20 protein-coding genes are annotated in these 20043 nt (G+C 73.1%); 10 read left to right on the top strand and 10 right to left on the bottom strand.

Features of this window, described 5'->3' with window-relative positions; all coding sequences use genetic code 11:
- Nucleotides 1-68: 68 nt before the first annotated feature.
- Nucleotides 69-293, bottom strand: a complete 225-nt coding sequence (locus G339_RS0114635; protein WP_157407669.1) for a hypothetical protein — start codon at nt 291-293, stop codon at nt 69-71.
- Nucleotides 294-1852: 1559 nt separating this feature from the next.
- Between G339_RS0114635 and G339_RS0114630 the strand changes: the two genes are divergently transcribed.
- Nucleotides 1853-2599, top strand: a complete 747-nt coding sequence (locus G339_RS0114630) for an IclR family transcriptional regulator (RefSeq protein ID WP_026341447.1) — start codon at nt 1853-1855, stop codon at nt 2597-2599.
- Between the two features lie 54 nt (nt 2600-2653).
- Here G339_RS0114630 and G339_RS0114625 read toward each other — a convergent pair whose 3' ends face one another.
- Nucleotides 2654-3016: a YkvA family protein gene (locus tag G339_RS0114625; RefSeq protein WP_019631824.1), complete on the bottom strand. Its 363-nt coding sequence runs from the start codon at nt 3014-3016 to the stop codon at nt 2654-2656.
- A gap of 286 nt (nt 3017-3302) precedes the next feature.
- On the opposite strand from G339_RS0114625, the gene G339_RS36675 reads away from it, so the two are divergent.
- The gene (locus G339_RS36675; RefSeq protein WP_019631823.1) at nt 3303-4262 is read left to right on the top strand and encodes a prolyl oligopeptidase family serine peptidase; all 960 of its coding nucleotides are present in this window, start codon (nt 3303-3305) and stop codon (nt 4260-4262) included.
- On the opposite strand, the gene G339_RS40855 is transcribed toward G339_RS36675, so the two are convergent.
- On the bottom strand, nt 4238-4843 hold the full coding sequence (locus G339_RS40855) for a septal ring lytic transglycosylase RlpA family protein (protein ID WP_026341446.1): 606 nt from the start codon (nt 4841-4843) through the stop codon (nt 4238-4240). The genes G339_RS36675 and G339_RS40855 overlap by 25 nt on opposite strands.
- Before the next feature lie 455 nt (nt 4844-5298).
- Nucleotides 5299-6405 carry a ferritin-like domain-containing protein gene (locus G339_RS0114610; RefSeq protein WP_019631821.1) on the bottom strand — a complete coding sequence of 369 codons (1107 nt, stop codon included), beginning with the start codon at nt 6403-6405 and terminating at the stop codon, nt 5299-5301.
- Nucleotides 6406-6606: 201 nt separating this feature from the next.
- Between G339_RS0114610 and G339_RS33710 the strand changes: the two genes are divergently transcribed.
- Entirely contained in the window at nt 6607-7776 is a 1170-nt protein-coding gene (locus G339_RS33710; protein ID WP_169514736.1) for a sensor histidine kinase, read from the top strand.
- A 113-nt stretch (nt 7777-7889) separates the two neighbouring features.
- Here G339_RS33710 and G339_RS0114600 read toward each other — a convergent pair whose 3' ends face one another.
- From G339_RS0114600 to G339_RS0114590, 3 genes are read right to left on the bottom strand one after another with little or no spacing between them, the layout of a single operon-like run.
- Nucleotides 7890-8657 carry an MBL fold metallo-hydrolase gene (locus G339_RS0114600; protein WP_019631819.1) on the bottom strand — a complete coding sequence of 256 codons (768 nt, stop codon included), beginning with the start codon at nt 8655-8657 and terminating at the stop codon, nt 7890-7892.
- Between the two features lie 58 nt (nt 8658-8715).
- Complete coding sequence (locus G339_RS0114595; protein WP_019631818.1) at nt 8716-9315, bottom strand: LURP-one-related family protein; 600 nt, start codon at nt 9313-9315, stop codon at nt 8716-8718.
- A 60-nt stretch (nt 9316-9375) separates the two neighbouring features.
- Nucleotides 9376-9999 (bottom strand): TetR/AcrR family transcriptional regulator, encoded by a 624-nt coding sequence (locus G339_RS0114590; protein WP_019631817.1) that lies wholly within the window; start codon nt 9997-9999, stop codon nt 9376-9378.
- Nucleotides 10000-10095: 96 nt separating this feature from the next.
- On the opposite strand from G339_RS0114590, the gene G339_RS0114585 reads away from it, so the two are divergent.
- The gene (locus tag G339_RS0114585; RefSeq protein ID WP_019631816.1) at nt 10096-11412 is read left to right on the top strand and encodes a GH1 family beta-glucosidase; all 1317 of its coding nucleotides are present in this window, start codon (nt 10096-10098) and stop codon (nt 11410-11412) included.
- On the opposite strand, the gene G339_RS0114580 is transcribed toward G339_RS0114585, so the two are convergent.
- A complete protein-coding gene (locus tag G339_RS0114580) occupies nt 11401-11760 on the bottom strand; it encodes a winged helix-turn-helix transcriptional regulator (protein WP_019631815.1) in 360 nt (119 codons plus the stop codon). The genes G339_RS0114585 and G339_RS0114580 overlap by 12 nt on opposite strands.
- 61 nt (nt 11761-11821) lie before the next feature.
- Here G339_RS0114580 and G339_RS0114575 point away from each other — a divergent pair, with 61 nt between their 5' ends.
- The 6 genes from G339_RS0114575 to G339_RS38775 all read left to right on the top strand — a co-directional run bounded on the left by G339_RS0114575 (nt 11822) and on the right by G339_RS38775 (nt 18251).
- Nucleotides 11822-12571: an SDR family oxidoreductase gene (locus G339_RS0114575; protein WP_026341445.1), complete on the top strand. Its 750-nt coding sequence runs from the start codon at nt 11822-11824 to the stop codon at nt 12569-12571.
- Between the two features lie 81 nt (nt 12572-12652).
- The gene (locus G339_RS0114570) at nt 12653-12883 is read left to right on the top strand and encodes a hypothetical protein (protein ID WP_019631813.1); all 231 of its coding nucleotides are present in this window, start codon (nt 12653-12655) and stop codon (nt 12881-12883) included.
- Between the two features lie 98 nt (nt 12884-12981).
- Entirely contained in the window at nt 12982-14436 is a 1455-nt protein-coding gene (locus G339_RS0114565) for a catalase (RefSeq protein WP_019631812.1), read from the top strand.
- Nucleotides 14437-14569: 133 nt separating this feature from the next.
- Nucleotides 14570-16822: a molybdopterin oxidoreductase family protein gene (locus G339_RS0114560; RefSeq protein WP_019631811.1), complete on the top strand. Its 2253-nt coding sequence runs from the start codon at nt 14570-14572 to the stop codon at nt 16820-16822.
- Nucleotides 16823-16972: 150 nt separating this feature from the next.
- Nucleotides 16973-17893, top strand: a complete 921-nt coding sequence (locus tag G339_RS0114555) for a Rieske (2Fe-2S) protein (protein WP_019631810.1) — start codon at nt 16973-16975, stop codon at nt 17891-17893.
- A 34-nt stretch (nt 17894-17927) separates the two neighbouring features.
- Nucleotides 17928-18251: a hypothetical protein gene (locus G339_RS38775; protein ID WP_019631809.1), complete on the top strand. Its 324-nt coding sequence runs from the start codon at nt 17928-17930 to the stop codon at nt 18249-18251.
- A gap of 17 nt (nt 18252-18268) precedes the next feature.
- On the opposite strand, the gene G339_RS0114545 is transcribed toward G339_RS38775, so the two are convergent.
- Together G339_RS0114545 and G339_RS33705 are read right to left on the bottom strand one after the other, a co-directional pair.
- A complete protein-coding gene (locus G339_RS0114545; protein WP_019631808.1) occupies nt 18269-19036 on the bottom strand; it encodes a sulfite exporter TauE/SafE family protein in 768 nt (255 codons plus the stop codon).
- Nucleotides 19037-19144: 108 nt separating this feature from the next.
- Complete coding sequence (locus tag G339_RS33705; RefSeq protein ID WP_019631807.1) at nt 19145-20020, bottom strand: SPFH domain-containing protein; 876 nt, start codon at nt 20018-20020, stop codon at nt 19145-19147.
- Nucleotides 20021-20043 lie beyond the last annotated feature (23 nt).

Below are 20043 nucleotides of genomic sequence, written 5' to 3'. Positions count from 1 at the left end.
TGCGGGCCACATTCGCCGAAGACGCGTTTGTCACGGCGGTGACAAGTGAGAAGCCGTTCACGCGGCGGTCACTCCTGCGCGCGCAGCGCCCTGCGGCGGCGCCAGACGCCGACGCACGAGGCGATCCACAGCGCCGCCGCCTCCGCGATGACGACCAGGGCGAGGACGATGATCCACAGCCGTCCGTCGTCGTCCCCGGCCCCCGCGGGCGAGACGAGCGTCAACTGCCCGTGCCCCGCGGCGTTGGGCGCGGGCGCGGTCACCGGCGGCCGCGCCGCCCCCGGTCCGGGCACGGCCGGCAACGTCGGCACGCCTCCACGCGGCACGGCCAACGAGGGCGGCGGCACGACCGCGCCCCCCGGCGAGCCCGCGTCCCCCGGCGGCACCGGCCCGCTCCCCCCGCCTTCACTCACCCGAGGCCCGCTCGCCCCGCCACCCGGCGGCCGCCCGGCCGGACGATCCGCTCCGGCGCCGGACGACGACGGCCCGGACGCGACGGCCGGACCGCCCTCGGACGACGACTTTCCAGGCGGACGAGAAGAACCAACGCCGGACGCCGCCCCACCGGACGGCCGAACAGCGCCCGAGGGCGACTGCCCAGACGGACGAACCGGCTCAACGCCAGACGGCCGAGGATCAGCACCCGACGACGGCTGACCGGACGGGCGAGCGGGACCGGCTCCCGCAGGCGACTGGCCAGAAGGACGAACCGACCCGCCAACGGACGACGGCCGACCAGACGAACCATCACCGGACGGCCCGGCACCGGTCAGCGGCGGCTCGGCCGAGTTCCCCGCGCTACCGGACGCGCCCCCGCCCCCCGCTTTTGACGGCTGCGGCGCAACACCGGCAGATACCGGCGCGCTCGGCGCGGGACGCACCGCCGCACCCGGCGCGGGCACCGCCGCGCCGGAAGCTCCACTCGCGGCGGGCCGTGGCGCGGACGGACCGTCAGCGCGGCCAGGGACCAGCGACGGATCACCGGGCCGCGCGGGCGATGCCGAAGGCCCAGCCGTTCCACCGGTCTTGCTAGGCCGCGCGAAGCTCGGACGTCCTGGAGTTCCGGGCCGCGTCGCCTTCCCGTGCGGCGCGGCCGAGCGGGTCGGATGCAGGTGCGGCTCTGTGTCGTCGGGCCGGGGGCTGGCTTCGGGGCGGGCCGGTAGCGCGTCCGCCTGCTCGTCAGACCCGGCCGGTGACGCGTCCTCGCACGGACGTCCGTCCCGCCCCGCAGGCGGCGACCCGGACGGCGGCCCACACGAAACCCCGTGCTGCGACGCGGACGGAGGTGTGGACGGAACCACGGACGGCGACCCGCACGAAACCCCGTGCTGTGACACGGACGGAACCCCGGACGGCCGAACGGAATGCGCCCCAAGGGAAGGCGCGGACGGTCGGACGGAATGCGCCCCGAGGGACGGTGCGGACGGCCGGGTCCGGCCCGGCCCGGAAACAGCCGGACGACCATCGGCCGGAGACCGCCGCGCCGCGCAGGCGGTTCGGGATGCGGACAAGCCCGTCCCGCGCAGCGCGGCCGACCACGGCGCGTCCGTCGAGACGGCCGCCGCGCCGAGGCGGGGCCGGGCGGCGGGCTGCGGCGCGACGGCCCCCGCCGGAGCCGCCGGGAGGGCCAGCACCGCGGCGCCCGTGAGCGCCGCCACCGCGACCCAGCCGGAGTCCGCCACGATCTGCCCCCTTTAGCCCGTTCTGCGGTCGATCCGGTGCGCCGATGCGACGACACCCGCGCGGTCCTGGTTATTACCGATCGAGCCGGACCGGTAACCCTCAGCTCCCATTTCGCACAGTGAAATCAGTTCTCCGTAGAATCGGCGGCGTCGCGAGAGAGGAGCCACCGGTGGCGGAAGCCGTACGGTCGTTGGAACGCGCCTTCGAGCTGTTGGAGCACCTCGCGGACGCGGGGGGCGAGATGGCGCTGTCGGAGCTGACGGAGGCGTCCGGCCTCCCGATGCCCACGATCTACCGGCTGATGCGCACGCTGGTGAACCTGGGCTACGTCCGCCAGGAGCCGTCGAAGCGGTACGCGCTCGGCCCGCGGCTGATCCGGCTGGGCGACGGCGCGGGCCGCCTGCTCGGCTCGTGGGCGCGGCCCGCCCTGGAGCGGCTGGTGGACGAGGTCGGCGAGACCGCGAACATGGCGGTGCTGGAGGGCGACGAGGTCGTCTACGTCGCGCAGGTCCCGTCCCGCCACTCGATGCGCATGTTCACCGAGGTCGGGCGGCGCGTGAAGCCGCACTGCACGGGCGTCGGCAAGGCGCTGCTCGCGCAGCTCCCCGAGCAGCGCGTCCGGGAGGTCCTGGGCAGGACCGGCATGCCCGCCAACACGCCGCGCACGCTGACCGACCCCGACGCGCTCGTCGCCGAGCTGATCCGCATCCGCGAGCAGGGCTACGCGGTGGACGACGAGGAGCAGGAGATCGGCGTCCGGTGCGTCGCGGTGCCGCTGGCGGGCGCGCCGGCCCCGACCGCGCTCTCGGTCTCGGGCCCGTCCGTCCGGATGACGCGGGACGCGGTGAGCACCGTCGTCCCGGTCATGCGCGACATCGCCGGACGTTTCGCGAAAGAACTGTCCCCCGGCCGCTGAGTCGAGAGCGAAAGAGCCCTCCCGAAACCTCGGGAGGGCTCTCGCGCGAAGAAATCAGTCGATGATGTCGCCCGCCACGGCGCGCGGCCGTCCGCCGCGCTCCCAGCGCACGAAGTCCCCCGACGCGCGCAGGAGCACGGTCGCCAGCCAGATCGCGACCCCGGCGTCGTCGACCAGGCCGACGACGGGCAGCAGTTCGGGGATCGCGTCGAGCGGCCACACGATGTAGACGAGTCCGAGCGCGAGCAACCCGAGCGTGCCGACCGACATGCCCTTGTACTCGCCCTTGAGGACGGCCTTCAGCATCCGGGGTACGGCGCGCAGCCGCTCCCAGAATCCGGGTGCGTCGGACTGCAGGGTCTCGCTGTAGAGCTGCCACGCCTGCCCAGCGGCGGCGGCACCGCGCTTCCTGTCCACCGGCCCTCCCTCTCCGAGGTTGACGGGCGCGCCCCCGCGGCGCCCACGACTACCTATGACGCCGAAAAACACCGGTTTGTTCCATTTATCGCGCCGCCCCGAGTGAGGTCTTTCTGACACTTCCGCGATAACGCCGACGCCGAAGATCCGTTCGTGTTACCAAGGGTGACGCTTTCCTGACTCCGCCGTCCCGCTGCGGAGGTTCGCGGCGCCTTCCCGCGCGTCCGCTGGAACGATGAGGCCGGGAGATCCGGCGCCGCCCCGGCTTCAGGAGCTGACGCAGTCCATGAGCGGAGACCGTCCTATTTCGACTGACAGCGACCCCGCCCAGGGGACGCCCCGGCACGGCACCGCGGCGGGCGTCGCCTACCTGGCCCTGCCGCCGACCGCCGTCGACGCGCGCCCGGCCGGGCCGACCCGCCTCATCGCCCTGTGGCCGGGCTTCGACCCGCCGCGCTCGGCGGAGGCGCTGGCGATGGCGCTGCCGCTGACGGGCGTGCCGACCTGGCGGGTGTACCTCGAACTGCCGCCCGGCGACGGCCCGCCGCCGGAAGGTCTGGGGTCGGGGTCGTTCCTGGAGTCGGCCGCCGTCGAGGCGTACGGGGCGGCCGTGGAGGGCGCGGTCGAGCGGCTGCCGGACGTCCTGGCGGACCTCCGCGCGCAGTTGGACGTCCCGGACGGACCGGTCGGGCTCGCCGGGTTCTCGGCGGGCGGCGCGGCCGCACTGCTCGCCGTCGCGACGGGGACCGTCCCGGTGAGCGCGGCGGCGGTCGTCGCCCCGATCGTCTCGCCGCGCCGGGCGGCGCGGGCGCTGGAGAACCGGTCGGCGCGGCGGCGCGCCTGGTCGGAACCGGCCGAGGCCGTCGCGGACCGGCTCGACCTCGGCTCCCGCGCGCGCGACGTCGCCGCCCGCGACGTGCCGCTGCTGATCGTCGGCGGCTCCCGGGACCGCGTGGTCCCGCCCGCCGAGATCACCAACCTCCGCGACCTGCTGCTGCGCACCGGCGCGTCCGGCGTGGAGGCCGCGACGTTCCGGATGGAGCACGCGCTGGCGGCCGAGCCCGGCGTCGAGCCGCGGCCGCCGATCACCGAGGCCGTCCGGGTGGACGGCGTCCTCACCGACTGGTTCCGCGAGCGGTTCGCCGAGGTGACGGCCCCGCGTCCGCCGCACGCGACGGAACGCGGGGCCGTGCCGCAGGAGGCGCTGGCCGCGCCCGGCCGTCAGCCGCGCGACAGCACCTCGTAGCGGACCGGGATCACCCCGGCGCCCGTCCCGCCGACCTTCGCCATCGCGGCGGTCGACAGGTCGAGGCAGCGGCCCGCCACGAACGGCCCGCGGTCGTTGATGCGGACGACGACGGTCCTGCCGTTGTTCTTGTTCGTCACCCGCACCTTCGACCCCATCGGCAGCGTCTTGTGCGCCGCCGTCAGCGCGCCGGGGTCGAACGCCTCGCCGCTGGCGGTCGTCTGGCCCTCGCCGTAGAACGACGCCTCGCAGCTCCCGCCGCCGAGCGTCTTCACCTTCTTCGGCTTCTTCGGCTTGACGGGCGGCTTCGGCTTGGGCTTCGCCGGCCGCGTGTCGTCGGGCTTCGGCGACGGCCGCTTGGACGGCGGCGCCGAGGGCGACGGGCTCTGCGCGGTGGCGGGGGGAGTCGGCGACGCCGCGCGCGGGGCGTCGGCGAGCGCCGCGGCGGCGGGCGCCGGAGCGGGCTCCCCCGCCGAGACCAGCTTCCACGCGCCGAGCGCGAGCACCGCGACGGCGGCCCCGGAGGCGATGAGAAGCGTGCGCAGTCGAAGACGAGGGCGATGTCGGCCCGGTTTACCCACGAAAGGTTCCTTTGGTCGGGGACAGGTCCCCGGACGCCCGGCGGCGCACGCGTCAGCGCGTGCGTTGCTCTCCGCCGTGTTCGATCGCGGCAGGACCGTCGTCGGTCCAGGGCGCGTCCTGGCGCGCCGCCACCGCGCGGGCCGGCCCACCGGGGTAAACGACCCCGTGGGCGCCCGCCTTTGTCAGCCCCCGAGGGGCGCTCGCCCGCGTCGTCGCGGGCCGGCGTCCGGTCGGTGCGGCCGCCCGCGTACTCGCGGGAACCGCACACAAGTCCTCGACCGTAGGAGGGAATTTCGATGATGCAACCAGACGGGCGCTGTTTGTGGGGTTTGTCACCAGATATTTCAGCGCACCGGAGTGGATCAGTACCCGGCCGTTACCAATTTCAAGATCGTTATCTCTGGAAGATCACGGGAATGGCGGCGGGGCCGGACCGGCCCCGCCGACCGGTCGCCTACTCGGCCGCGCCGAGCGTGATGGCCTCGTCCACCTCGTCCCGCCGGGCGGCGAGTTCGCGCGCGTAGCGCTCCTCGTCGACCTTCTCCGCGATCTCCTCGTCCTGGCGCATCAGCGCCTCCAGGTCCGCCTTGGCGTTGTCGAGGACGCCCATGTCGGTGTACGCGGCCTGCACCTTGTCGCCCCACAGCCCGATGTCCTTCACGCACGGGACGATGCGGCTGAACAGCAGCGACTGGTACAGCGAGTACATCGGCGACTGGTCGACGTACTCCATGCAGCGGTCCACCGGCATCTCGAGCTGCTCGAACACCTCGCGCGCCTTGAAGCGGTCGCGCATGAGGTAGCAGCCCTCGACGACGAACTCCTCGCGCTCGGCGCGCTCCTTCTCGGTCAGCTCGGCGTAGTAGTCCTTGAGGGCGAGGCGGCCGAACGCGACGTGCCGCGCCTCGTCCTGCATGACGTACGCCAGGAGCTGCTTGACGAGCGGGTTGGTGGCGATGTCGCGGTAGAGGCCGAACGCGGCGAGCGCCAGCCCCTCGATGAGCACCTGCATGCCGAGGTAGGGCAGGTCCCAGCGGCTGTCCTCCAGCGACTCGGCGAGCAGCCGCGCGAGGTCCTGGTTGATCGGGTAGTACATCCCGATCTTTTCCTGCACGAACTTGGCGTAGAGCTCGACGTGGCGGGCCTCGTCCATCGTCTGGGTGGCCGCGTAGAACTTCGAGTCCAGGTCGGGGACCGACTGTACGATGCGCGCCGACACGTTGAGCGCGCCCTGCTCGCCGTGGAGGAACTGGCTGAACAGCCAGGAGCCCTGGTGGCGGCCGAACTCGTCCCGTTCCTTCTGCGACATCTTGTTCCAGATGTCGGACCCGTGCAGCGGGTTGAACTCCTCGGGGAGCCCGGCGACGTTGAGCGGGTCGACCTCCAGGTCCCAGTCGATGCGCTTCTGCGCGTCCCACTGCTTGTCCTTGCCCTTCTGGTACAGGTTCAGCAGCCGGTCGCGGCCGTCGTCGTACTCCCAGGTGAAGCGGGCGTCGCCGGACATGGGGACGTCCCAGGTCTCGCGCGGAACGGGGGTCGAGTAGAAGTCGTAGGAAGTCATTGCGGACGCCTCCTCGGGGGTGGAGGGCTTCGTCGCCCACCGCTTTACATTCCTTCGTAACATGTAAAGCAGCGGGGGGCTAGGGCCAGGCGGACACCACCGGACGGCTGACAGAAAGTCATGACCGTATGGTCATGTCCGCCCGGTCGCACGTCGAACGGCTGTTCCCCGGTGCGACGGGCGGGTTACGGTGTGGGCCAGATGAAACCGACCAGCTCCCTCTTTTTCGGCATCCCCGGCTCCCCCGCGCGCGCCCGGCGGACGCTCTGGTCGTCCGTCGGGCTGCTGTACCTCATCCCCGTCGGGGTCGACGTGGCGCACGAGACGGCCGGGCGGCGCGCGGCCGGGTTCGTCGCACTCGCCGCCTTCGCCGCGTTCTACCTAGGCACGGTGGTAAGCCACCGGAGCTGGCTGGACCCCGTATCGCCGGTCACCTGGACGCTGTTCGGCGGCATGGCCGCGCTGACGGCCGTCCTGCCGTTCGCGTTCGGCACGTCGTGGCTCGGCCTGCCGGTCTACCTGTCGCTGAGTTCGGTCATCACGCTTCCGCAGCGCGTCGCGGCCGTCGGGCCGGTCGCCGCCGCCGCACTGTGCGCCGTCCAGTGCGAGGCGCTCGGGGCCGGGACGGCCGCCACCGCCATCACCGGCGGGACGACGATCTCCCTCGGACTGCTGATGGGCGCGTTCCGGCACTCCCGGACGCTCGTCCACGAGCTGCAGGAGGCCCGCGGCGAGGTCGCGCGCCTCGCCGCCGCCGACGAACGGCTCCGGATCGCCCGCGACCTGCACGACCTGCTCGGGCAGAGCCTGTCGCTCATCGTGCTGAAGAGCGAGCTGGCGCAGCGCGACCCGGCGCGGACCCGCACCGAGGTGGACGAGATCCGGTCCGTCGCGCGGCAGGCCCTCGCGGACGTGCGGGGCACGATCTCCGGCTACCGCGCCCGGTGCCTCACCGACGAGATCGGCTCGGCGCGGGCGGTCCTCGACGCCGCCGGGATCGCGCTGACCGTCCGCACGCCCGCCGCGCTGCCGCGGCCCGCCGTCGGCGCGCTGCTCGGCTGGGCGCTCCGCGAGGCGGTGACGAACGTCGCCCGGCACTCGGGCGCCGCGCGCTGCGCGATCACCGTGGCCTGCGACGACCGGAACGCGACGCTGACCGTCGAGGACGACGGCCGCGCCGCCGCGGACCCCGCGCCGGGGAACGGTCTGACGGGGCTCGCCGAGCGCGTCGCCGAGGCGGGCGGCACCGTCGTCTCGGGCGTACGCCCCGAGGGCGGCTTCCGCATCGCGGTGACGGTGCCCCTGACGACTACCGCCCGCGCCCCGGAACCGGCGGACTCGACCCCGGGAACGTCCCCCACCCCGCGCTGACCGACCCCGCGAACCCGCCAGGTCGGCCAGCCGGTGGCGAATCCACCGATCCGTCGAAGCGGCTCAGCGCGCGCCGCCGCGTCCGCCGCGCCGACCCCGCCGTGGCGAGCCGATCAGTCGATCACGAAGACCGCGCCCGGATCGGCGTGGGCCACCGGGCCGGCGAAGCGGCTCGCCGCGCGTTCCACCGCTTCCGCCGGGGACGTGGCGCGGGCGACGTGGGTGACGACGAGCCGGGTCGCGTTTGACGCGGCGGCCGTCTCGCCGGCCTCCTCGGGGGTGTGGTGGACGTGCTCCTCGTCGGCGGGCTGCGGGCCGTCCGCCTCGCAGAGCAGCAGGTCGCAGCCGGACGCCAGCCGGACGAGCCCGGCGCAGGGCGCGGTGTCGCCCGAGTAGACCAGCGTCCGGCCGCCGCCCTCGACGCGCACCGCGAAGGCGGGCATGCCGTGGGACACCGCGGCCGTCGTCAGCGTGAGCGGGCCGATGCGGGCCTCGTGGCCGTCGTGCAGTTCGGTGAACGCGAACGCGTCCTCGACGGGGCTGCGGGCCGGTCCGTTGGTCAGGAACCCGGCGAGCCGGTCGGCGGTGCCGGGCGGGCCGAACAGGGGCAGCGGCGCGGGCCGCGCGATGTCGGCGTACAGGAGTCCGTAGTAGGCCGTCAGCAGGTCGGCGCTGTGGTCGGCGTGCAGGTGGGAGATCCAGACGCCGACCAGGTCGCCGAGGCGGACGTGCTCCTGCAGCGGGCCGAGCGTGCCGGTCCCGGCATCGAGCCAGACGTGCGTGTCCCCGCAGGACACGAGGTAGCCGGAGCACGGGTTCCCCGGGGCGGGATACGGCGTCGCGCTGCCGAGGACCGTGAGCTTGAGGCGATCGTCCGACATGGCCGGAAGTGTAGGCCCGCCTGCGGGGGACGCGCCGGGCGCGCGTCCCCCGCGATGATCAGCGGGCCTGCAGCGCGTCCAGCGCGACGGCCTGGGCGATCACCAGCCGCCGGTCCAGGCGCGGGTCGTTGATCTCGACGACGTACCGGTCGCGGATGCCGAACTTCTTGTCCACCGAGAAGACGATGTCCTCCCCGACCCGGAAGTCGAAGTGGTACGGCCACGCGAACGGGAGGCTGTCCACGTACGGGATGAAGCCCCACACGCGCCGCAGCACCGCGACGAACGTGCTCCGCTCGCTGCCCGTCGTCTCGCCGAGGCCCGGCTGCTCCAGATGCCACGTGGACTTCACCAGCGACTTCTTGAAGTTCTTGCGGAAGACGCCGATCGCCTGGCCGGAGGCGTCCGTGATGTCGTACGCCGACGCGAGGTCGATGCGCTTGCGCGCCTTGAAGCCGAGCAGCGGCCGGGTCTTCTCCGTGTCCGCGTAGATCGTGACCTGCTCCTTGAAGGCCATCCGCTTCTGCTGCGCGAACGCGACCAGCTCGCCTTCGCTTCCGTCGGCGTTCTCGGTGTGGACCTCGTACTGGTTCACCATCAGCCGGATTCGCTGACGGATGAGCAGCCGGGTGTGGGACTGGAGTTGCGCGTCGTCCACGCTCGCACCTCTTCGGGTTGGGGGGTTGGGGGGAGTTTGACACAACCCGGGGCGCGTTGTTCAGCCGTCCGTGATATGGCCCGCGAGGTAGCCGTGGATGAGCCGCTCGGCCTCCGCGATGATCGCCGGATCGCCGTCCGGATTGCGGCGGAACGCCATCTTCAGCACCGCGTCCCCGGCCTCGACGGCGATGCCCAGGGCGCGCGCCAGCTCGGGGGTGTCGGCGATGTCGAAGGTGCGCACGATCATCTCCCGCAGCCCTTCGGCCACGACCGAGTTGTTGTCGGCGCCCGCGTCGAGCAGGTTGGTGTCCGCGACGTCGCCGAAACGCAGCACGCGGAAGCCCGGGACGGTGCGGTGCATGTCGACGAAGACCTGGATGATCGCGCCGACGGAGTCGGACCAGTCGGCGAACGCGCCCTCCGCGAGCCGCGCGGCGACCCGGTCGCCGAACCGCTCGAAGTTCCGGACGGCCAGCGCCTGCGCCACGGCCCGCTTGTCGGGGAAGAACTGGTAGACCGACCCGATCGCGACCTCGGCCCGCTGCGCGATGCGCGTCGTGGTGAGCCCGTCGTAGCCGTCTTCGTCCAGGATGTCCGCGCACGCGTCCAGCATGCGCTGCACGCGCTCGGCGCTTCGCCGCTGCGCGGGACGCCGACGGAGGGGGGTCCGGATCTCGGTCACCCTCCCATTGTCACCCAATCGCGACGCGGCGCGTCCGGTCGATCACGTCTGCCTGCCGCTAATATCCGAGAAACTTTCGCGTTCTGGGGAGGGTCCATGCCGCTGCCGGACGGTTTCCAGTGGGGCGTCGCCACCGCCGCGTACCAGATCGAGGGCGCCGTCGCCGAGGACGGGCGCGGGCCGTCGACCTGGGACGTCTTCGCGCACACGCCGGGCCGCGTCCGCGACGGCCAAACCGGCGACGTCGCCTGTGACCACTATCACCGGTGGCCGGAGGACGTCGCGCTCATGGCCGGACTCGGCGTGGACGCCTACCGCTTCTCCGTCGCCTGGCCGCGCGTCCAGCCGACCGGAACCGGCCCTGCCAACGCCGCCGGGCTGGACTTCTACGACCGGCTCGTGGACGGCCTGCTGGAACGCGGCATCTCACCCGCGGCGACCCTGTACCACTGGGACCTCCCGCAGCCGCTGGAGGACGCGGGCGGCTGGATGAACCGCGACACCGCCCACCGCTTCGCCGAGTACGCCGGGCTCGTCGCCGAACGGCTCGGCGACCGCGTCGACACCTGGATCACGCTGAACGAGCCCGTCGTCGTCATGGCGTACGGGTACGCGTTCGGGATCTACGCGCCCGGACGGGCGCTCATGCTCGACGCGCTGCCCACCGCGCACCACCAGCTCCTCGGCCACGGCCTCGCCGTCGCCGCGCTGCGCGGGCACGGCGCCGACCGGATCGGCATCACCAACCACTACTCGCCCGCGATCCCCGCCGACGACGACTCCGCCGAGGCGGCCGGGGCGTTCGACGCGCTGATGAACCGCCTGTTCACCGATCCCGTGCTGACCGGCGCGTACCCGGATCTCGGCGGCCTGCCCACGGACTTCGTCCAGACCGGGGACCTCGACGTCATCGCGGCTCCCGTGGACTTCCTCGGCGTGAACTACTACCAGCCGACGTGGCTCGCCAAGCCCGCCGCCGACTCGCCGCTGCCGTTCGACATGGTGGACGCTCCCGGCGACCTCCCCGTCACGGGGATGGGCTGGCCGATCGTCCCGGAGCAGTTCCTCGGGCTGCTGCGCGGCCTCCGCGACCGGTACGGGACGGCGCTGCCGCCGATCGTCGTCACCGAGAACGGCGCGTCGTTCGCCGACGAGCCCGGCCCGGACGGCACCGTCGACGACGCCGACCGCATCGCGTTCCTCGACGGGCACATCAGGGCGATGCGCACCGCGATCGAAGAGGGGATCGACGTGCGCGGCTACTTCGCCTGGTCCCTGCTGGACAACTTCGAGTGGGCTGAAGGCTACGAGCCGCGCTTCGGGCTCGTCCACGTCGACTATCCGACGCAGCGGCGCACGCCGAAGCGGTCGTACGCCTGGTACCGGGACCTCATCGCGGCATCACGCGCCTGACGCGTCGTAGTCGTCCTGCGCGGCGAGGATGTTCCCGGCGTTGCGGCGAATCCAGCCGGTGAGCGCGCCCAGCGGCTCGGTGACGCCCGCGCCGAGCGCGGTGAGGCCGTAGGAGACGCGCGGCGGGACCGCCGGCTCGACCGTGCGATGGACGAACCCGTCCCGGACGAGGGTCCGCAGCGTCTGGGCCAACATCTTCTCGCTCACCCCCTCGATCCGGTCGCGCAGCTCGAAGAACCGCAGGTCGCCGGGGGCGAGCGCGGTGAGCACGAGGATGCTCCAGCGCCCCGCCAGGTGGTCGAGGACCATGCGGGCGGGGCAGTCGCGGCGGAAGACGTCGTCCCTCATCGTGGGCTTACCTTAAGGTACGTACTTCCTTCTGGTAAGCCCCTTCCCTACAGTCAGCCCCATGACGACACGGACGGCTCTGGTGACGGGCGCGGGACGGGGCATCGGCGCGGCGACGGCGCGCGAGCTGGGGCGGCGTGGCTTCCACGTCGTCGTGAACTACCGGAGCGATTCCGAGGCGGCGCAAGGCGTCGTCCGCGACATCGAGGACGGCGGCGGTTCGGCGCTCGCCGTGCGCGCGGACGTCACCGACGCCGCGGCGGCCGCGGCGCTCGTCCACGACCACGGGCCGCTCGACGCGCTCGTCTGCAACGCCAACATCGCGCCGCCGTTCGCCCCGGTCGCGGAGCTGCCCTGGGAGACCTTCATCGGGAAGGTGGACGGCGAACTCGCGGCGGTCTTCCACGTCACGCAGGCGGCGATGCGGAACCTGAGCACCGGCGCGGGCATCGTGTACGTGTCGAGCATCGCGAGCGAGACGACCCGGCCGGGCGCGGCGGCCCACTCCGCCGCCAAGGCGGCGCTGGAGGCGTTCGCGCGCCATGTCGCCGCCGAACTCGGCGGCGAGGGCGTCTCCGTGAACGTCGTCGCGCCCGGCGTCGTCCGGACCGAGGGGTCCGCCGCCGCGCTGCACCCGGCGGCCATCGACCGGATCACCCGCACGTCGGTCCTCGGGCGCATGCTGGAGGCCGACGACGTGGCCGCGCTCATCGCCGCGCTCGCCGCCGGCGACCTCCCCGGACTGGCCGGTGCGCGGATTCCGCTGGACGCGGGCCAGTCCGTCATCGGGCAGTACGCGCCCGCCTCCTGATTTCCGGTTCGCGACGATCGGACCTCGATCATCGACCTTGGTCGGACGCGCGGCGGTGCGCCGCCGGGGCAGCCTGGCGTCATGAAGTCGGCCAAGTCCTACGACGAGCTGTCCGCGTTCGTCTTCGGCGCGGGCGTCTACGAAGGCGTCGTGCCCTTCCTCGCGAAGCCCTTCGGCTGGCGTCCGCTGCTCTCCCTCCCCGTCCGCCTGCCGTCGCCCGCGTGGTGGCTCGTCTCGGCGGCGGCGCTCGTCGCCGCGGTCGTGCTGCTGTGCGTCATCGACACCTGCAAGAAGCGGCGGTTCCCCGAGTAGCCGACACGACGCCGTCAGTAAGTTGTGAGACTCGTTATCTTGAACGATTCGTGTTTTTGGAGGTAGGTTGGCGGTGTGACCGCAGGAGGGACCGCGCCATGACCGAACGACCGACCACCACCACCGATGCGGGAATCGCCGCCCCCAGCGACGAGCACTCGCAGTCCGTCGGACCCGACGGGCCGCTGCTGCTGCAGGACCACTACCTCATCCAGAAGATGGCGCACTTCAACCGGGAGCGCGTGCCCGAACGGGTCGTCCACGCCAAGGGCGGCGGCGCGTACGGGACTCTGGAGATCACCGAGGACGTCAGCCAGTACACGAAGGCGAAGCTGTTCCAGCCGGGAGCGCGCACCGAGTCGCTGGTGCGCTTCAGCACCGTCGCGGGCGAACTGGGCAGCCCCGACACCAACCGCGACCCACGCGGATTCGCGATCAAGTTCTATACCGAGGACGGGAACTACGATCTCGTCGGGAACAACACGCCCGTCTTCTTCATCCGCGACCCGCAGAAGTTCTCCGACTTCATCCACTCGCAGAAGCGGCGCGCGGACAACAACCTGCGCGACCACAACATGCAGTGGGACTTCTGGACGCAGTCGCCGGAGTCGGCGCACCAGGTGTCGCTCCTCATGACCGACCGAGGCACGCCCGCGTCGTGGCGGCACATGAACGGCTACGGCTCCCACACGTTCCTCTGGTACAACGCCGCCGGCGAGAAGTTCTGGGTGAAGTACCACTTCAAGACCGACCAGGGAGTTCGGAACTTCACCGACGCCGAGGCCGACGAGTGGAAGGCCAAGGACGCCGAACTCCACGTCCGCGACCTCTACAACGCCATCGCGAACGGCGATTACCCGTCCTGGACCGTGCAGGTGCAGATCATGCCGTTCGAGGAGGCCGCCGACTACCGGTTCAACCCGTTCGACATCACGAAGGTGTGGCCGCACGCCGACTATCCGCCGATCACCATCGGCACGTGGACGCTGAACCGGAACCCGCAGAACTATTTCGCCGAGATCGAGCAGGCGGCTTTCGAGCCCGCCAACCTGGTGCCCGGCATCGGCGCGTCCCCGGACAAGATGCTCCAGGGGCGCCTGTTCTCCTACCCGGACGCCCACCGGTACCGGATCGGGCCGAACTACCTCCAGCTCCCCGTCAACCGGCCGCGCACCGAGGTCCACTCGTACAACAAGGACGGCGCGATGGCGTACACCAATCCGTCGGACCCGGTCTACGCGCCGAACACCGCGGGCGGCCCGGCCGCCGACCCGGAGCCGTGGCGGGGCGACGGCTACGGCGTCGCGGGCGAGATCGTCCGCAGCGCCTACACGCTGCACGCCGAGGACGATGATTTCGGTCAGGCCCGGACGCTGTGGGAGAAAGTCCTGTCCGACACCGACCGCGACCACATGGTGGCCAACATCGTCGGCCACGCGTCGGCTCCCGAGGTGACGGCGGAGATGAAGCCGCGCGTCGTCGAGTACTGGCGGAACGTCCACGGGGACCTGGGCGACCGTGTCGCGAAGGGACTCGGCGTCAGCGGCGGCTGAGCCCGGCGGACGTGCCCCGGCCGCGCGCCGGGGCCGCCGCGCTCCCTCACCTGGCCTCTTCAGGCCAGTGCGGAACCTCAATAACGGGCATCATGGACAGTCCACCCCCCGGACAATTTCATGGAGCACGTCGATGGTGAGCCGCGTCGCCTTCCGTACCTGTCCGCTCTGCGAGGCCGTCTGCGGGCTGCGGCTCCGGATCGACGACGGCGTCGTCACCGAGGTGCGGGGCGACCGCGACGACCCGCTCAGCCGCGGCTACATCTGCCCCAAGGGCGCGTCGCTCGGCCGCCTCGACGCCGATCCCGACCGGCTCGACGCGCCGCTGCTGCGCACCGGGGACTCCCACGAGCGCGCCGGCTGGGACGAGGCGTTCGACGCCGTCGCGCGCGGCCTGCGGCCGATCATCGACCGGCACGGCCACGACGCCGTCGCGGTCTACCTCGGCAACCCCTCCGCGCACTCCATCGCCGGACCGCTCTACGGCGCGGCCGTGATCAAGGCGCTCCGCACCCGCAACGTCTACACCGCGTCCACCGCCGACCAGATGCCCAAGCACGTCAGCTCCGGCCACCTGTTCGGCGACCCGACGGCGATCCCCGTGCCCGACCTCGACCGCACCGACCACCTCCTGATGTTCGGCGCGAACCCGCTGGAGTCCAACGGCAGCCTCTGCTCGGCCCCCGACTTCCCCGGACGGCTCCGGGCGATCCGCGCGCGCGGCGGCACCGTGACGGTCGTCGACCCGCGCCGCACCCGGACCGCCGACCTCGCCGACGAGCACGTGTTCATCCGGCCCGGCGGCGACGCGTTCCTGCTGGCGGCGCTCGCCCAGGTGCTGTTCGCCGAGGACCTGGTCGCGCCGCCCGCCGCCCTCGCGGACCGCGTCAACGGCCTGGACGACGTCCGCGCGCTGGTGCGCGACCTGACGCCCGAGCGGGTCGCGGGGGTCACCGGCGTCGCGCCCGCCGTGACGCGCCGCATGGCGCGCGCCCTCGCCGCCGCGCCGCGCGCCGCCGTCTACGGGCGGCTCGGCACGACGACGCAGGCGTTCGGGACGCTGAGCAGTTGGCTCGTGGACGTCCTCAACATCGTCACCGGCAACCTCGACCGGCCCGGCGGCGCGATGTTCCCCCGGGCCGCGCACCTCCCCGTCTACCGCCGCCGCCAGCCGTTCGCGCCCGGCCGCTGGCGCAGCCGCGTCCGCGACCTGCCCGAGGCGATGGGCGAACTCCCCGTCGCGACGCTCGCGGACGAGATCGAGACGCCCGGCGAGGGACGCGTCCGCGCGCTGGTCACCATCGGCGGCAACCCCGCGCTGTCCGCGCCGAACGCGGCCCGGCTCGACCGGGCCCTCGCCGGGCTGGACTTCATGGTGAGCGTCGACCCGTACCTCAACGAGACGACGCGCCACGCACACGTCGTACTGCCGCCGCCGCGTCCCGCGCAGACGCCGCACTACGACCTCGCGCTGCTGAACTTCACCGTCCGCGACTACGCGCGGTACTCACCGGCCGCCGTCCCGCTGCCGGAGGGGCGGCCGAGCGAGGCGGCGATCCTGGCCCGGCTCGCGGTGATCGCCTCGGGTCTCGACGCGACCCCGGACGACCTGGACGAGATGATCATCGCGAGCACGCTCGGGAAGGCGGCGGCCGCGCCCGGCTCGCCGGTCCACGGCCGCGACCCCGTCGAGCTGCGCAAACTGCTCGCCGAGGAACCCGTGGACTCGCTCACCGAGCAGCGCATCGACATGATGCTGCGCCTCGGCCCCTACGGCGACGGGTTCGGCGCCGACCCCGCCGGGCTGACGCTCGCCCGGCTGCGCGACGACCATCCGCACGGCATCGACCTGGGCGCGCTCAAGCCGCGCCTGGACGAGGTGCTGAGCACGGCGTCCGGCCGGATCGAACTGTGCCCGCCCGCCCTGGCCGCCGACGCCGCGCGGCTGCACGCGGTCCTGGACGCGTCGCCCGCCGAGCCCGGCCTGGTGCTGATCGGCCGGCGTCACCTCCGTTCGAACAACAGTTGGCTGCACAACGTCCCCGAGCTGGTCGGCGGCTCGAACACCTGCACGCTCCAGCTCAGCCCGGACGACGCGGAGCGGATCGGCGTCCGGCCGGGCGACCCGGTCCGCGTGACGGGCCGCGCGGGCTCGGTCGAGGCCGTCGCGGAGCCGACCGACCGCCTGATGCCGGGCGTCGTCAGCCTCCCGCACGGCTGGGGCCACGACCGGCCCGGGACGCGCACGGCCGTCGCGAACCGGAACGCGGGCGTCAGCGTCAACGCGCTCACCGACGAGCGGGAGATCGACCCGCTCTCCGGCACCGCGGTGTTCAACGGCGTGCCCGTCACCGTCGAGCCCGCCCGCACCGGGCGCCGGGTTTGACCCCTTCGACCGACAGGTAGGAACCCATCACCGTGGGTGCCCGGCCGGGAGACGCCCGAGTGGCCGCGGGCAGGAGCGGCGGATAGTGTCGAAGCGGTGTCCCGCGACGCCCGGGGCACCCGGTGACGACGCACGCACCCGAGGAGGGACATGAACCGACGGGCGAGCAACATCTTCCGGCGCGTCGCCCGGCCGGCCCGTCGGCCCCGCCCCGCCGACCTGGCCGAGCGCGTCGAACGCGCGGAGCGGCTCGACCCGGTGATCGAGGCCGCCCAGTCGGCCGCGCGCCGCGTCCTGCCGCCCGGCCCCGTCCGCGACCTGCTGAACGGCGTTCCGTTCGGGCACCCGGCGCACGCGCCGATGACCGACCTGCCCGTCGGCTGCTGGATGTCGGCGGCCGTCCTCGACCTGCTGCCCGGCGGCCGCCGCGCCGCGGGCGCGCTGATCGCGACCGGCCTGGCGGGCGCGGTCCCGACCGCGCTCGCGGGCCTCGCCGACTGGTCGACGCTGCACCGCGAGCAGCAGCGGGTCGGGCTCGTCCACGCGCTCGGCACGGCCACCGCGACCGTGCTGTACTCCGCGTCACTCGTCGCCCGCGCCCGCGGCCGGGACGGGACCGGCCGGGTCCTGGGCTTCACCGGGCTCACGGCGCTCCTGGGCGGCGGCTACCTCGGCGGCCACCTGGCGTTCCGGCAGGCCGCCGGCGCCAGCCACGCCGACCCGGTCGCCCACCTGGTCCCGCTGGGGTGGCACGACCTGTGCCCGGTCGCCGAGCTGCCCGACGGCTGGCCGGTCTCCCGCAGCCTCGGCTACATCAGCCTGTTCGTGCTGCGCACCGGGGACGACGTCCACGTGCTGACCGACCGCTGCAGCCACCTCGCCGGGCCGCTCCACCAGGGCCGGATCGTCCAGGACGGGGACGACGAGCTCTGCGTCGTGTGCCCCTGGCACGGCAGCACGTTCCGGGTGCGGGACGGCTCCGTCGTCCACGGGCCCGCGACGGGCCGGCAGCCCGCCTTCGAGACCCGCGTCTCCGACGGGGGCGTCGTGCAGGTCAGGCCCATCTCCTGAGCCGCGCGCGCCGGCCGCGACCGGCTCCGACCGGATGACCACGCTGGCGGCGGTCGGGTCGTGGTACTCGATGACCGCGATGACGTTGACCATCTCGAACCGCGCGGTCCGCACCGGCCTGCCGGTCCGCTTGACCTCGCTGATCTCCAGCATGCCGTCGATCTTGCGGGTGGCGATCCGCCGCCCCGCGCGTTCGGCGGCCATCGCGAACGTGCGGACGCGCCCGTCCGCGGCCGTCATGATGATTTCGGTCCTGTCGCCCATCATGGCGTCGGTCCCTCCTGTCGTACCGGCTGACGCCTTGATTGGTACCGGAGACCGAAAACCGTCCGCATCCTCGATCCGAGCCTGTGGATAACTCTCGAACCAAGATCATTAAGCCAGGAACTTGACCAGGGCGACCACGCCCACGACGACGATCACGCCGCGCAGCACCGTCGGCGGGATCTTCCGGCCGACGCGCGCGCCCAGCAGGCCGCCGATCGTCGCTCCCACGGCGATCAGCAGGACCGCGAGCCAGTCGATCTTCGTGTCCGCGAACAGCCACATCCCGGTGAACAGGAGCGCCGCCGAGCCGTTGACGACCGCCGACAGGACGTTCTTCGCCGCGTTGACGCGTTGTAGCTGGTCGTCGAGCGCGATGCCGAGCATCGCGATCAGGATGATCCCCTGCGCGGCCCCGAAGTAGCCGCCGTAGACCCCGGCGAGCAGGACGCCGAACCAGAGCCACGGCCCGCCGTGCGGGCTGGCCTCCTCCCGGCGCGCGAGCATCCAGCGCTGGAGGCGCGGCTGCGCGACGACCAGGACGAGCGCGATGATGATCAGCGCCGGGACGATCACCTGGAAGGCGTCCGCCGGGAGCGCCAGGAGCAGCGTCCCGCCGATCAGCGCCCCCGCCAGCGACGCCGAGCCCAGGCGCAGCAGCCGGTCCTTCTGCCCGCTCAGCTCGCGCCGGTACCCGTACGCGCCGGTGACCCCGCCGGGCACCAGGCCGATGTTGTTCGAGACGTTCGCGACGACGGGCGGGAAACCCAGCGCCACCAGCGTCGGGAAGGTGACCAGTGAACCGGAGCCCACGACGGTGTTGATGCCTCCCGCGGCGATGCCCGCCGCGAGGACGGCTGCCGCCTCCAGCACGTTCACGTCCGACTCGTCCCGTTCTCCCGGTGAACAACGTCCCCCGATGGTAGGGAAGCGCCGGGTCGGACGGCCCGGCGGGGCCAGCGCGGGCCGGGCCGCGGTCGGAGGGTTTCAGCTCCGGCGAGCGTCCGGTAGCCCGTTGCGGTGTTCGCCGAGCCCTTCCCGGCGGCGTTCCGTATCGGCGGACTCGCCGGCGAACTCGGGATTCCTGCGGTCAGCGAGGACATCGGTGAAGAGACCGCTCGGCAGGGGCCAGGGGGACGCCTCGCCCGGAACCCGGTCCTCGCCCATGAACGGCCGGGCGTCCGCGTCGGGCCGCGCGGGAAGCCCCGCCGCCTCGGCCGCGCCGCGCGCCCGCAGGACCTCCGCCGTCCGCGCTCCCTCGGCTTCGAGGATCGCTACCTGGCGGCGGCCCTCGGCCCGCAGGATGTCCGCCCGCTTGTCGTGCTCGGCGCACGCCTCGCGTTCGATCGCCTCGCGCACCGCCGGGGGCGGATCGACCGCCTTCACCCGGACCTGGCGGACCGTGAGGCCCCAGCGCGCGCCCTCGCCCGTCAGCACCGCGAGCAGCTCGTCACCGATCACCGCCCGGGACGGCGCGACCTGCTCCAGCTCCCGCGCGCCCACGGCGGCGCGGAGCGCGCCGACCAGGACCTCGCTCATCGCGCTGTGCAGGTCGACGACGCCGTACGTCGCGGCGCGCGCGTCGGTCACCTCGTAGTGGACGACCGTCTCGACGTTGACCGGCAGGTTCTCCGCCGTCGCGATCGGCCGGGCGGGGAACGGCACCACCCGCTCGCGCAGGTCGACCCGTGACCGGACGCGCTCCAGCGGGACCAGCACCAGCCGGACGCCCGGGTCGAGCGTCCGGTGGTACCGGCCGAGGCGTTCGACGACCTCCGCCGCCGCGTCCGGCACGACGCGCAGCGCCCAGCACAAATAAAGGACGGGGCAGGCGACGACCGTCAGGACCAGCGGGAGGACCATGCCTGGATCGTAGGTCGCGCCCC

The organism is Actinomadura atramentaria DSM 43919, assembly GCF_000381885.1.
GTDB classification, from domain to species: domain Bacteria; phylum Actinomycetota; class Actinomycetes; order Streptosporangiales; family Streptosporangiaceae; genus Spirillospora; species Spirillospora atramentaria.
The sequence above is the reverse complement of the archived record's forward strand: the minus strand, read 5'-3'. Positions and strand labels throughout refer to the sequence as shown.

Excerpts from the sequence above, each read along its gene's own strand:
- G339_RS36675 (WP_019631823.1), top strand. The coding sequence starts at position 3,303 with ATGAGCGGAGACCGTCCTATTTCGACTGACAGCGACCCCGCCCAGGGG.
- G339_RS0114610 (WP_019631821.1), bottom strand. The coding sequence starts at position 6,405 with ATGACTTCCTACGACTTCTACTCGACCCCCGTTCCGCGCGAGACCTGG.
- G339_RS33710 (WP_169514736.1), top strand. The coding sequence starts at position 6,607 with ATGAAACCGACCAGCTCCCTCTTTTTCGGCATCCCCGGCTCCCCCGCG.
- G339_RS0114600 (WP_019631819.1), bottom strand. The coding sequence starts at position 8,657 with ATGTCGGACGATCGCCTCAAGCTCACGGTCCTCGGCAGCGCGACGCCG.
- G339_RS0114585 (WP_019631816.1), top strand. The coding sequence starts at position 10,096 with ATGCCGCTGCCGGACGGTTTCCAGTGGGGCGTCGCCACCGCCGCGTAC.
- G339_RS0114580 (WP_019631815.1), bottom strand. The coding sequence starts at position 11,760 with ATGAGGGACGACGTCTTCCGCCGCGACTGCCCCGCCCGCATGGTCCTC.
- G339_RS0114575 (WP_026341445.1), top strand. The coding sequence starts at position 11,822 with ATGACGACACGGACGGCTCTGGTGACGGGCGCGGGACGGGGCATCGGC.
- G339_RS0114570 (WP_019631813.1), top strand. The coding sequence starts at position 12,653 with ATGAAGTCGGCCAAGTCCTACGACGAGCTGTCCGCGTTCGTCTTCGGC.
- G339_RS0114565 (WP_019631812.1), top strand. The coding sequence starts at position 12,982 with ATGACCGAACGACCGACCACCACCACCGATGCGGGAATCGCCGCCCCC.
- G339_RS0114560 (WP_019631811.1), top strand. The coding sequence starts at position 14,570 with ATGGTGAGCCGCGTCGCCTTCCGTACCTGTCCGCTCTGCGAGGCCGTC.
- G339_RS0114555 (WP_019631810.1), top strand. The coding sequence starts at position 16,973 with ATGAACCGACGGGCGAGCAACATCTTCCGGCGCGTCGCCCGGCCGGCC.
- G339_RS38775 (WP_019631809.1), top strand. The coding sequence starts at position 17,928 with ATGACCACGCTGGCGGCGGTCGGGTCGTGGTACTCGATGACCGCGATG.
- G339_RS33705 (WP_019631807.1), bottom strand. The coding sequence starts at position 20,020 with ATGGTCCTCCCGCTGGTCCTGACGGTCGTCGCCTGCCCCGTCCTTTAT.